The organism is Paenibacillus sp. IHBB 10380 (genome assembly GCF_000949425.1).
In the GTDB taxonomy this organism is placed as follows: Bacteria; Bacillota; Bacilli; order Paenibacillales; family Paenibacillaceae; genus Paenibacillus_AQ.
This window is the reverse complement of sequence record NZ_CP010976.1, coordinates 958,498-972,033: the sequence shown is the minus strand read 5'-3', so window position 1 is coordinate 972,033 and position 13,536 is coordinate 958,498. Positions and strand designations below refer to the sequence as shown.

The 13,536-nt window shown below is 41.5% G+C and carries 10 protein-coding genes; 3 read left to right on the top strand and 7 right to left on the bottom strand.

The window, feature by feature from the left end:
• Window positions 1-130 precede the first annotated feature (130 nt).
• A complete protein-coding gene (locus tag UB51_RS04265; RefSeq protein ID WP_044876225.1) occupies window positions 131-3,256 on the top strand; it encodes a transglycosylase domain-containing protein in 3,126 nt (1,041 codons plus the stop codon).
• Between the two features lie 164 nt (window positions 3,257-3,420).
• Here the strand turns inward: UB51_RS04265 and acsA are convergent, their stop codons facing one another.
• Window positions 3,421-5,145 carry an acetate--CoA ligase gene (gene acsA / locus UB51_RS04260; protein WP_044876224.1) on the bottom strand — a complete coding sequence of 575 codons (1,725 nt, stop codon included), beginning with the start codon at window positions 5,143-5,145 and terminating at the stop codon, window positions 3,421-3,423.
• A 219-nt stretch (window positions 5,146-5,364) separates the two neighbouring features.
• Here acsA and UB51_RS04255 point away from each other — a divergent pair, with 219 nt between their 5' ends.
• Window positions 5,365-5,997, top strand: a complete 633-nt coding sequence (locus UB51_RS04255; RefSeq protein WP_044876223.1) for a GNAT family N-acetyltransferase — start codon at window positions 5,365-5,367, stop codon at window positions 5,995-5,997.
• Between the two features lie 72 nt (window positions 5,998-6,069).
• On the opposite strand, the gene UB51_RS04250 is transcribed toward UB51_RS04255, so the two are convergent.
• From UB51_RS04250 to UB51_RS04235, 4 genes are all read right to left on the bottom strand, one after another.
• Complete coding sequence (locus UB51_RS04250) at window positions 6,070-6,810, bottom strand: 5'-methylthioadenosine/adenosylhomocysteine nucleosidase (protein ID WP_044879884.1); 741 nt, start codon at window positions 6,808-6,810, stop codon at window positions 6,070-6,072.
• Window positions 6,811-6,878: 68 nt separating this feature from the next.
• Window positions 6,879-7,889, bottom strand: coding sequence for a catabolite control protein A (ccpA, locus tag UB51_RS04245; RefSeq protein ID WP_044876222.1), 1,011 nt, complete (start codon window positions 7,887-7,889; stop codon window positions 6,879-6,881).
• Between the two features lie 103 nt (window positions 7,890-7,992).
• On the bottom strand, window positions 7,993-8,334 hold the full coding sequence (ytxJ, locus tag UB51_RS04240; RefSeq protein ID WP_044876221.1) for a bacillithiol system redox-active protein YtxJ: 342 nt from the start codon (window positions 8,332-8,334) through the stop codon (window positions 7,993-7,995).
• Window positions 8,335-8,453: 119 nt separating this feature from the next.
• Window positions 8,454-8,888, bottom strand: coding sequence for a hypothetical protein (locus tag UB51_RS04235; RefSeq protein WP_044876220.1), 435 nt, complete (start codon window positions 8,886-8,888; stop codon window positions 8,454-8,456).
• Between the two features lie 169 nt (window positions 8,889-9,057).
• Between UB51_RS04235 and UB51_RS04230 the strand changes: the two genes are divergently transcribed.
• A complete protein-coding gene (locus UB51_RS04230; protein ID WP_044876219.1) occupies window positions 9,058-9,582 on the top strand; it encodes a type 1 glutamine amidotransferase domain-containing protein in 525 nt (174 codons plus the stop codon).
• A gap of 97 nt (window positions 9,583-9,679) precedes the next feature.
• Here the strand turns inward: UB51_RS04230 and ptsP are convergent, their stop codons facing one another.
• Both ptsP and UB51_RS04220 read right to left on the bottom strand, forming a co-directional pair.
• A complete protein-coding gene (gene ptsP, locus UB51_RS04225; RefSeq protein ID WP_044876218.1) occupies window positions 9,680-11,428 on the bottom strand; it encodes a phosphoenolpyruvate--protein phosphotransferase in 1,749 nt (582 codons plus the stop codon).
• Entirely contained in the window at window positions 11,425-13,311 is a 1,887-nt protein-coding gene (locus UB51_RS04220) for a glucose PTS transporter subunit IIA (RefSeq protein ID WP_044876217.1), read from the bottom strand. The genes ptsP and UB51_RS04220 overlap by 4 nt, the downstream gene beginning before the upstream one ends.
• Between the last annotated feature and the right edge of the window lie 225 nt (window positions 13,312-13,536).

Here is a 13,536-nt window from a genome sequence, read left to right as displayed (position 1 = left end):
TATTAATTTTTACCTCATTAACTTTTAATAAGTCAAATTAGTTAGTTCTTAGCTACTGGGTAGAATATAGGGATTCAAATGTCGGTTTTTGTGCTATAATAGTTCCGTTAATAAGGAGGATATAACACGGATGGTTGATACTAATAATAATACTACGCCAGAAGAACAACAGCCTCGTAAAAGGTCCTTTGGACGTACACTAGGAATTACTGTACTGTGGTTGTTTGTTCTTATGACCATGGGAGTGCTGTTCGTTGGGGGCGCAGGACTCGGCTATGTTTCTGCTATTGTCAAAGATGAGCCCGTACGGTCAAGAGCTGAAATCGAACAGAAGATGAGCCAGAATAGCATTACAGGATTCGCATATTTTCGTGATGGTACACCGATTGGCCAGTTACGTACAGATGAGGATAGACGCCCTGTGGAGTATGGGAAAATTCCCGCCCTTGTCATTAATGCCATCCTGGCCATTGAAGATAACAATTTCTTCAGTCACAAAGGAATAGATATGAATGGTACCCTGCGTGCCATCAAGCAAAGGGTATTGAATGAATCTGTACAGACCGGTGGTAGTACGCTCACACAGCAGTTATCAAGACGCGTATTTCTAAACCTTGACCGAACTGATAATCGTAAAATTAAGGAATTGCTACTATCGCTTCGATTAGAACGCTTTATTAAGAAAGATGAAATCCTAGCTGCCTATCTCAACAAAGTTCCCTTTGGGAATGGCTCAAGCGGGTACAACGTGTATGGGATTAAAGCTGCTGCCAAGGGAATATTCAACATTAATGACTTAGACAAAGTAAATATAGCTCAAGCGGCTTATCTAGCGGGTCTGCCTCAACTGCCTTCAACCTATTCAGCTTTTAATGGGAAAGGTGAATTTGTTCCAGATGCTTTTGCGCGTGCCATGGAGCGCCAGAAACTTGTACTTCGACGCATGTTGGAAGAAGGTAAAATTACAAATGGCGAATATAACGATGCCTTAACCTTCGATATCAAAAAATCTTTAGCTTCACAGCAAATCAAAGCCTATTCGACCTATCCATATCTTATGATGGAAACTGAACGGAAGGCTGCCGAAATTCTAATGACGTTAAATGCTGCCGCTACAGAAGAAACTGATCAGCCAGTAAAAGATAACAACGAATTGTTAGAAGCTGCTAAACAACAACTGACAACAGGTGGCTACCGCATTTATACAACTATTGATAAGGGCATTTATAAGTCCATGCATACAATTTCAGACAACCCTGATCATTTCTATGCTGATAGTAAAGAAAAAGGTATGGAACAGACGGCCGCAATGATGCTGGACAACAAAACAGGGGCTATTCTGGGCATGATTGAGGGCCGTGATTTCTATAAGGAACAGATGAACTATGCTACGCAGATGGTTCGTCAGCCAGGATCGGCCATGAAGCCTATAGCGGCCTATTTACCTGCACTAGATTCAGGTGCTATTCAGCCAGCTAGCATTGTGGATGATGCACCCATCATTCTTAAAGATGGTCAGAAGGGATACCATATTCCCAAGAACTCATCTCGTGGCTATGAAGGATTGGTCACAGCACGTTATGCTCTGAATAAATCCAAGAATACGATTGCTTTGAAATTATTTAACAACGTAATAACTATTGATAAAGCATGGGATTTTTCCAAAAAACTAGGTATAACCACTCTTCAGAAATCAGATTATAGTGCACAAACGGGTGTACTCGGCGGTCTAGCAAAGGGAGTATCGGTTGAAGAGTTGACAAACGCATATAGCTCTATTCCAAATCAAGGTAATTTTAATGATGCCTATATGATTGAGAAGATTGTTGATTCTAACGGTAAAATTGTATATCAACACGAGAAAAAGCCTGTCAGAGTATTTTCTCAGCAAACGGCTTACCTCATGACGGATATGTTACGTACCGCCATTACAGAAGGAACAGCAAGTCTTGTTAAAGAAAAGTATAAACATTTCAACAAAGTACCTATCGTGGGTAAAACAGGATCAACGCAAAACTATGCTGATGTGTGGTTCATGGGCTACTCTCCTGACGTTACCTTAGGCGTCTGGGTAGGTTACAAGGAGTCTGTCAACGTCTTGGTAGACACGCAGAGAAAACATGCTCAATCCATATGGACACTGATTATGAATGAAACGATAGACAAGCGACCCGAACTTTTCACAACTTCTAAATTTGAGAGACCTAGCGGAATTGTCAACAAAACGGTATCCGCCTACAGTGGTAAACTTCCAACATCACTTACAGACAAATTTGTAACAGATCTATTTAACGCTAAATATGTCCCTATGGATAGTGATGATGGCATCGCAAAGGCTAAATACATCACGTATAATGGTGTGAATTATATTCCACGAGATGGTACACCTGATGACATGCTAAAAGAAAAAACAGTCATCAAGCGTGAAAAATCAATTCAGGATCTAATTAAGGAACTCCAAGTCGCATTTAGGGTTATGAGAAATCATGAATCTTTAGGATATTATCTTCCAAAAGATGCTACAAGTGATATGCCTACTAGAATCGACCCACGAATAGATGATGGAGCTGCACCTACTTCACCGAAAAACGTACGATTTACTTATACTAATAACTCGGCAATCATCACCTTTAATGCTAGTGGATCACCTGACGTCGTAGGTTACAGACTTTATAGATCATTGAATAACAATGGCTTTCAATATCTTGGTAACGTCGTTCTCAGTGATGATACCAAAGCATTCACAAGTAACGTTACAGCTAATGGAAATTATAATTTCTATGTCGTAGCAGTCGATGTATCCGGAAAGGAATCAGCGCCTAGTCAAATTGTTGGAAAGACAAATGGATCAACCGACATCGTTCCAGATCCCGTTGATCCGATTATTGTACCTGATACTGTTGTCCCACCTACAGACTCAGGTGAGAACGGCGCTGGAAACGGCAATGGTTCCACGCTTCCACCGGAAACAGGAGAACCCTCCACTACACCAACGTCACCTGGACAGCTTCAAGTGGAGTCATCAAGCAATGGCATAACGATACATTGGGCTCCAGGAAGCGATAGTACCGGTATTAACTACAAAATCTACTACAGCGAGAATCAAGATGGTCCATATTCTCCTATAGGATCGAGCAGTACCACGAATTACTTGTATGTGACAAGCGTTCCACTTAAAGGCTGGTATCGTGTAACTGCAGTAAATGATGTGGGTGAATCTGAACCCTCTAGTCCTGTCTATCACGAAAAGGAATAACCGCCTTGCACGTATCATGATGTCTAGAACAAAAAACCTTCAACGCCACTTTCTTAGTGGTATTGAAGGTTTTTTTTGTCATAGAAAACTCCTTTGGATCCCCGTAATATCAATCTTTCACAAGTCTCCAAAGGAGTTTCCGGTATGATATTTAAATATGATTATTAATCCTCAATCGTAGATAAGTCACCTTCTGGAAGATGTAGCTCCCACGCCTTCAATACCCGGCGCATAATTTTCCCAGATCGAGTCTTTGGTAATTTATCTTTGAACTCAATTTCACGCGGTGCTGCATGAGCAGATAGCCCCACCTTCACAAACTGATATATTTCATCCTTCAGCTCCTGAGTTGGTGTATATCCTTCTCGAAGTGATATGAATGCCTTAATAATCTCTCCACGAACGACATCTGGTTTACCAATTACTCCCGCTTCAGCTACCGCTGGGTGTTCTAATAATTTACTCTCCACCTCAAAGGGTCCGATTCGTTCACCCGATGAATTAATGACATCATCAATTCGTCCTTGGAAAAAGAAGTAACCTTCCTCATCCATATAAGCTGAATCTCCTGAAATGTACCATCCCTCTACACGGAAATACTCTTGGTATTTCTGAGGATTATTCCATATCTGACTCATCATAGATGGCCAAGGTGACTTAATAGCTAAGTTCCCCATCGTATAGGGAGGTACTGTATTCCCATTGTCATCCTTAATCGTTGCCTCAATCCCAGGTAGCGGACGTCCCATTGATCCAAGCTTAATGGTCATACTTGGATAGTTACAGATCATCTGACCGCCTGTTTCTGTCATCCACCAAGTATCATGAATTCGGTGACCATATGCACTATTCCCCCAACGGATTACCTCAGGATTTAGTGGCTCACCTACAGATAGTACATGTCTAAGACTACTCAGATCGTACTTAGATATGAGATCATTACCTGCACCCATCAACATACGAAAAGCTGTTGGAGCACTATACCATACCGTGACTTTATATTTCTCGATGGTTGCATACCAATCCTGTGGGCTGAAACGTCCCCCACGGACAACATTTGTTACTCCATGTAACCATGGAGCAAATATACCATAGGACGTCCCTGTCACCCATCCAGGATCGGCAGTACACCAGTATATATCATCCTCTTGTAAATCGAGCACAACCTTCGCTGAATAATAATGCTGGATCATCGCATTCTGAACATGATAGACCCCTTTGGGCTTACCTGTAGAGCCCGAAGTATAGTGCATAATCAAACCATCATTTCGATCTAGAAATTCTATTTCAAGATCCTGAGATGCATTCTTCATCTCTTCTTGATAGCTAATCGTATCTCCATTCTGTTCTGCGCTATCACCTACAATAATGACATGCTTCAGCTCAGGTAGCTCTTGTCTCTGGACCCTTCCATATAGCTCAGGAGTCGTAATTAACGCCCGGGCCCCACTATCTTCCAATCGGTCTTTGACTGCTGTCTCCATAAATGCTTCAAATAGTGGTCCTACCACAGCACCTACTTTAAGAATTCCAAGCAGGCAAATATACAATTCTGGGCTACGAGGCATAAATATAAATACACGATCTCCCTTACCGATGCCATGATCACGTAAAATGTTACCAAACTGATTAGAACGTTCACTTAATTGAGCAAAAGTATAGGATTCTTCCCGAGAAGCATCACTGTACAATAACGCTGTTTTGTCTCCTCGTCCTTCTTTTACATGACGATCAATCGCTTCATATGCCATGTTAACTTGTCCTGTTTCGTACCAACTAAATTGCCGTTCTACATCCTCCCAATTAAATTGCTCAAGGGCCGCATTGTAATCCCCCATATTGGACGAAGAGTTTACACTTGGCAATTGTTCGCTAAGATGAAGTTCCATTTTTCTTCCTCCTCCAATCATTCAATAACAGTAAGATAACGCTTTCATGTCCACTTCATCACGTCGCACAATAACTTAAAATTTATCTTATTTAATCAAGTTAAATTGTGACTAAATTATGTCAAAAAGATTATAGCATAGGATAGAACTCTCTGCCATCCCTTTTCATTTTTTTGTTTTTTTGCTATAAGTAAGGTAGTAATAGAAAGGAGTGTACTTATCAAACACCCCAAATACTACCATGTTCATCCATTACCCTGGCGTGATTCTTGCTTAATAATTGAGGGGCCTATTGCGCCTGAACGATTAGCCGAGTTATCAATGCATCCTGATCTAGACGCCTTTCGTCCTCCTTCTGAACAACATAAAGCCTTAATTGAAATTGCTAATCTGCCTGAAGGAAGAATTATAATTACAAGAGATGAACAGACGATTGTTGGCTACGTGACATTCCATTATGCGGACGAGCAAGAACGCTGGTCTCAAGAGCACATGATCGATCTCATTGAACTTGGTGCTATAGAAGTTGCAGATGATTACCGTTCCTTGGGAATTGGACAAAAGATGATTACAACGGCCTTTGAGGATAATCAGATGGAACAATATATCGTGTTTACGACAGAATATTATTGGCATTGGGATTTAAAGGGAAGTGGATTAAGTGTGTGGGATTATCGGAAAATGATGGAGAAATTGATGAAAATCGTCGATATGGAATGGTATGCGACCGATGACCCTGAAATATGTTCCCACCCCGCCAATTGCCTAATGGTTCGAATGGGCAGAGATGTCCCCTTATCTTCTAAGGAGCAATTCGATCATATTCGGTTCCAGCAGCGTTTTATGTATTAAACACATATGGCTCTGCATTCTTTATTACAGAGTGCAGAGCCATATCAGCATGATTAATACTTCAATATTATTTTACATTTTGCTTAACATATTCTCTAAGATGTCATGAGAGCGCTGAGCCGAAGCGACAGTAAATTCAGCGAAATTAACATGTGCCGATCCATCCGCCTTGTCAGACATCGAACGAATGATAACAAATGGCACACTATTCATATGGCATACTTGGGCAACCGCAGCACCTTCCATCTCTACGCAGGCACCGTCCATGTGCTCACTAAGCCATGCAACTGTATCTCTACTAGCAATAAATTGATCGCCTGAGAGTACTTTGCCTACTCTATAGTTCCCGTCACACACTTCAAGACAAGCTTGCTCTGCTAAAGATATCAACTGCTCATCTGCTGGAAACGCGGACGTTTCTTGGTAAGGTATTTCCCCACGTGAGAATCCTAAAGCCGTTACATCTACATCATGTTGAATACAAACTGAAGAGATGACGATATCACCGATATTTAGGTCTGGATGAACTGCGCCTGCTACACCGGTAAATAGGACCTTGGAAGCAGAGAACTGATCAATTAGGATCTGTGTCGTAACAGCAGCATTCACTTTACCTACGCCAGACTTACATACAACGATCGACTTACCATGCAGTGTGCCTGTGACGTAATGTACTCCAGCCTTCGTGACCTCTTCACTTCTCTCCATCTCAGACAAAAGCAATTCTACCTCTTCATTCATAGCCCCTATAAGACCAATAGTTTCTTTATAATTAGACACTTCTATTTCCTCCTTCTTATTACTAAAATTCATTAACTCCACCAAAAAAAGCTCCAAATCGGAGCTTCCTTGTATTTAGGGTATCATGATCCATAATCGAATTATTCGTTCACATGACTAACAGAAAGGCGAAGGATCGTCTCATGCGGCAAAATAACCCTTGGGTTCTCCACATTCTCTTTCTTCATCAGCTTAGTTAACAACCGCATAGCAACGGCGCCTAAGTCATACATTGGCTGAGCCACTGTAGTCAGTTGTGGGCGTACCATAGAGGCCATGTGAATATTGTCCACGCTAATAATAGAGAAGTCGTCTGGTACTTTAAGTCCTTCATCCTGAATGCTATGAATAGCACCAATTGCCATCTCATCCGTTGCAGCAAATATAGCCGTCGGCTTCTTCTTAAGACCTAAGAAATATTTCATAGCTTCAACACCAGACTCATAGCGGTAATTACCGATCCGAACCCAGTCTTCTTGATATTCAATACCAGCTGTTTCAAGCGCCTTCTTATAACCTTGGAATCTAGAATAACCGTTTGCTGGATCTTGAAGCGTGCCACTAATCATGCCAATTTCACGGTGTCCATGACGAATTAATGTATTTACAGCATCAAATGCAGCAGTCTCATGGTCAATGTCAACTGATGGATAGTTACCATTATCATCTCTCGTAGCACATAGTACAATGGGTACAGCAGAAGATTGGAAAGCATGAATGTGTTCTTCTGTTACGGTTCCGCCCATGAACAGCAATCCATCTACCTGCTTCTCCAATAATGTATTAATAACACGAATTTCCTTTTCTTTCTTCTTGTCCGCATTACATAGAATGATATTGTAATGATACATGTTTGCAATATCTTCAATACCGCGAGCAATTTCTGCAAATATAGAGTTTGAGATGTCCGGTATTACGACACCCACAGTCGTCGTCTTCTTACTTGCAAGACCTCTAGCCACTGCATTGGGTCGATATCCTAAACGTTCAATAGCTTCAAATACTTTCTTTCGGGTCTGAGGCTTCACGTTGGGGTTATTATTTACAACCCTCGAAACCGTGGCCATGGATACGCCTGCTTCACGTGCCACATCGTAAATGGTTACCGTCAATTTCTTTCTCTCCAATTGTCAATAAATTTTTTCAGTTCGATCAGTCATATTAAAATTAATGATACGATATAATAATACTTTACGCAATGATAACGCTTCATTTCTAATGCAATTGTTCTTTCAGTGCATCAGAAGTAATATGAGAATGTGAAGTATGCCAAGTTGGTTTACCAACATTGACTAGAATCAGTTGAGGAGATTCATGTCTAATACCGATTAAAGAAGCTGCTTCATTCGACACTGTTCGATCTTCTACTACATAAATAATCGCATACTCAACGGACTCATTAGGCTTATCCTGTAAGTAAGTCATAACCTCTTCATATGCCCTACTGCTTATAGGACAACGAGTACTATGTTTAAAAACAAGTAAAGGCTTGTCCCCTGACGTCTCCAATGCGGATTGTAATTGCTCATTTGTAGTTAGTCTAGTCATTGTAGCCATTCGATATACTTACCTCCTCAATTCATGAAATCTTTTCACTTCTTTTCACTATCGTAACAAAAACTGCGAAAAAAAGCTATTATGCCGCATAAAATATGCTTTATTTTATGAAAATGCAATCAATTTCTTCCTATTTTCGACAAAATTCCTGAAAGCTGAGTCAATCGTTGTCGAAGATTCTCTGTCCATTTATGGTCTTTCACACTTTCTGCATATCTGTACAAATCCAGCAATAGATTCGTTCGATCATGAATAGCTTTTTTCACCGCATTCTCCATTTCTATACAACAATCAGATTCCTCTTGTGAGAATACCTCATGAATAACATGTGATAGCTCATTAAATTCCGTAAAAGAAACTTTTCTTTTACTCGGTTGTTTACCCAATTCATTCATGTACTCCGCAAGTACATTTTTAATGGGTGGCAGAAGAAAATAGGTGGAACAATCCTCGCATGTACGAACCGGAACATGAAGAATTTCCACTGTACGGGCATATACAACCGTTCTAAGCTCTAGCTTCATCTGTTGGCCACATATACACTGTTGACTCATTTAAATACACCCCATTAATTAGGTTGTTTCCTCCATATTCGACTTTGGATGCACTAATTCCTCCATCCTTTATATCAGATATTTAATTGTCATAGAATCCCTTTTTGATAGAATGAATACGAATGGGTTAAACTATACTAGTGATAGAAATAGATGGGAGATGTTTTAAATGAGATTAAGTGGTAAGAAAGTCATTGCCCTTGTGGATGAAGATTTCGAGGATTTAGAACTATGGTATCCGATCTATAGAGCACGTGAAGAGGGCGCTATTGTTCACCTCGTTGGATCTGAGAAGGGGAAAACATATATGGGGAAATATGGTGTACCTGCCACTAGTGATTATGCCTATGAGGAAGTAGAAAGCTCAGATTATGATGCTATTCTCGTACCCGGAGGCTGGGCTCCTGATAAACTACGTAGGTATGGCAAGGTTATTTCTCTTATACAGGAAATGAATAAAGCTAAGAAACCTATTGGGCAAATCTGTCATGCGGGTTGGGTACTTATCTCGGCTAAGATTCTAAGTGGGGTGACGGTCACCTCAACGCCTGGAATTCGGGATGATATGGAGAATGCCGGAGCGATATGGAAAGATGAGTCTGTCGTTGTTGATGGACATATTATTTCAGCACAAAGACCCCCAGATCTACCTCCATACGGTAAGGCATTCTGTGATGCATTAGCTGGGAAATAAACTATTATTAACGTCAACACCGAAATCAGTGCTTGAAAAATAAGCCTCCGTATACATTCCAATAGAAATGTATACGGAGGCTTAACTCTATGCGTCCTTAATCTTTAGCCATGGAACGACTACTGCCATGGGATTCATGATAATGAGTTAGAATGCCCTCTATCTCAGAATTCGTACGCATCTTGAAACAGTCTTTGGCAACTTGCCGATCATCGGCAGCATTGGTATTTAATAAACGATGTTTCATTCTAAGTAATGATTGCGGAGACATACTTAAATCATTTACTCCAAGCTCAAGCCATAATGGAATCGCACGCTCATCTCCTGCCATCTCACCACAGACACTCACTGGGATATTTGCTGCATGTGCTGCTTCCACAGTCATTTTAAGCATCCTTAATATCGCTGGATGGAAGGGATGGTACATATGAGCAATTTGCTCATTCATACGATCCACAGCTAATACGTATTGCACTAGATCGTTGGTACCTATGCTGAAGAAATCACTTTCTTCTGCAAGTAAATCCGCTATCGTTACGGCAGCAGGCACTTCAATCATGATACCAATCTGAATATTAGCATCATAAGCCAGTCCTCGTTCATCTAGCTCAGCCATCGCTTCGCGTACTATGTCTTTAGCTTGTTTCACTTCATCAACAGATGAAATCATTGGAAACATAATCTTAACATTGCCGTAAGCACTGGCCCGTAGGATCGCACTTAATTGAGTTTTGAACAATGGCTTACGATCCAGACTAATTCGGATAGCCCGGTATCCTAGGAAGGGATTATCTTCTTCTGGTAAAGAGAAATAATCAAGCTGCTTATCTCCCCCAATATCAAGCGTTCGAATCACGACAGACCCCATCACGATTTGCTCGGCTACACGGCGATAAACTTCGAATTGCTCATTCTCACTTGGAAAGGAAGTCCGGTCCATATAGAGAAACTCTGTTCGAAACAAACCAACCCCAGTCGCACCAAACTTCAACGCTAGGTCCATTTCTTTAACCGAACTAATATTTGCAGCAAGGTGTATCTTTGTCCCGTCTTTCGTAACCGCGTCCACGGCAGAGAGCAGCTGGAGCTGATCTTTCTTCTGCTGTTGCTTTTTCCGAATAGCTTCATACTGTACTACCTTAGCATCATTTGGGTGAATGTACACATGCCCCTGATCTCCATCAATGACGAGTAAATCCCCTGTCTGAATAGGCGTCTCAAGTTTATTCTCAAGCCCCGATACCAGTGGAATTCCCATCGCGCGTGCCATAATAGCCGAATGTGATGTTTTGCCACCTACTAAGGTTACAATGCCTAGCACGTGTGAAGGGTTAAGATGCACGAATTGAGACGGTGAAAGTTCTTTGGCCACTAGAATATAAGGTTGCGTATCCACTGGGAGTGTAATTTCAGGTGCCCCCAGCAAATGTTTTAATAATCGGTTCCCTACATCCTTAATATCTAATGCCCGTTCCTTCATGTACTCATCATCTAGCAAATCGAACATCGTGACAAAATGATCAATGGCTTCTTTCACTGCAACTTCTGCCGCTTTATATTGGCGTTCAATGATACCTTGAATTTCATTCATAAAAACAGGATCTTCTAGAATAGCAAGGTGGGCATCAAAAATACTGGATTCTTCCCCTCCAACCACCTCTTTGAATTCGTTCCTGATGAACTCGATCTCATCTCTAGAAGTACGAATACCTTCATAGAGCCGCTCAAACTCCTTGGCTAAATCTACAGCATCCATTCTAGACTCAGGGAGATCCCATTCCCAACTCGGAAGAACAAATGCCTTACCTATTGCTACGCCTGCCGCAGCGCCGATGCCTTGTATCATGATTCAAACCCTCCAACATTCCTGTCGTGTAGAACAACAGACATTACGGATGCCTGCCCTTTTTTAACACTTTTAAAAGGAGCAAAGCTCCAAGATCTCACTCGCTCTGGATTAGTAATAACCATAGGTGTTACTAATGAAGCAGCGTGGTTGCGAAGATACGGTAAATCAAATTTGACAAGCAATTGCCCTGGAACTACACTATCCCCTTCTTTAACCATAGCTGTGAAATGTCCACCCTTCAATTGAGAAGTATCTATTCCGATATGAAGCAGTACCTCAAGCCCCTCTGGTGTAGAAATACCAAGGGCATGCATCGTTGGATATACATGAATAACTGTTCCATACACGGGAGATACCAATTCATCTCGTTCCGGCAGAAAGGCTACACCATTGCCCACCAATTTGGCCGCAAAAATGTGATCTGGCACTTCTTCGATGGGTAGCATGACTCCCTTAACGGGTGCATTGAACAATACTTGCTGCAGATCTCTTTGCATCAGCTTGTTCACTTCCTCACGAATAAGTTCAGAGTACGTACCAAACACAACTTGAACATTACCCCCACCCAACTTGATCAGTCCTGCCGAACCCAACGATTTAAGTCCATTACTATCGATCAATCTGTCATTTTTGACCGTTAGGCGAAGACGTGTAATACAGGATTCAACTTGTACAATATTGGACTTTCCACCAAGTGCCTCTAGTATAAGTGGCGCTTGATAAGGAATACTCCCTCCCCAATCTTCCAGTACAGATCCTTCTTCTCGTCCAGGTGTCGGAATCCGAAACCTCCGGATTGCCCATCTGAATAACAAGTAATAGATCAGTCCATACCCTACACCAATCGGAAGTAGCATCCAGGCATTGTGGGATAGATGGAAATTAAGTATGTAATCAATAACTCCTGCTGAATATGAGAAGCCATGATGGATGTCCAGTGCATATGTAAGAGACATCGCTAAACCTGACAAAACAACGTGCACTATAAATAAATAAGGAGCAACAAATAAAAATGCAAATTCAATTTGCTCAGACACTCCTGTCAAAAAACAGACTAAAGCAGCTGTTAAGAATGTCTTCTTGATCTTAGGTTTAAGATCCTCACGAGCCTCATGGGTAATCGCAAAGGCAATCCCTGGCAGTGCAAACATCATGATCGGAAATAATCCCGCCATGAAAATTCCGGCTGTAGGATCACCCGCAAAATAACGGGGTAAATCCCCCTGGATAACAGTCCCATCAGCTGTGGTAAAGGTTCCCACTTGAAACCAAAATACATTATTGAGCAAATGATGTAATCCAAACGCGGTTAGAATTCGGTATAACATGCCATATACGAACAACCCGAATCCACCCAGCTGTGTCATAATAAAGGTCAATTCATTAAGACCCCTCTGCAAAAGAGGTGCTATTCCAACCATTGCCCAAGAAAATCCAGCTGAAAAAAGTCCAACGATCAGTAGAACAAATCTTGATCCGCCGAAAAATTGAACGATTTCCGGAAGCTTAATATTTCGAAATCGGTTATATGAGACACCTGCTATAATCCCAAATATAATCCCGATTAATGTAGAAGGTTGGATACCGCCATTCCCAAGATGTCCCGTCACTTGATCGTAGACAAACATTCCAGCCAATGCCGCAAGACCCGCTGGCCCAGCTTGATTGGCAAGTCCCCATGCTACTCCAACAGAGAATAGGTAAGGCAAGAAATAAAAAATGGCTTGTCCTGCCCACGTACTTACTTCTGCTACGGATGAAAGACCCCATGCTTCCCAAGGCAGACTGCCGATACTCAACAAAATAGCAGCAGAAGGTAGCACCATTGTAGGGAGCATGACTGCTCTACCGAGCTGTTGTAAAGATCCCAACCAATTCAAGGTACCCCCCCTTTCTCCATAGTGCTTACCAAAGATGTAAGTCTACACCGCGCTTAACCTATGTATATTGAATGGTAAGCGTTACTAGTCATTTTGTCAAAATAAAAAGCCACTACTCATTTTCAAGAAATCAAAAACCTAAAAACGAATGAATACAATATAACAACGAGTGAAAGACACCAAAGAAGCCATGACGAGCGCTTGCTTGGTGTCTCCCAATTGATG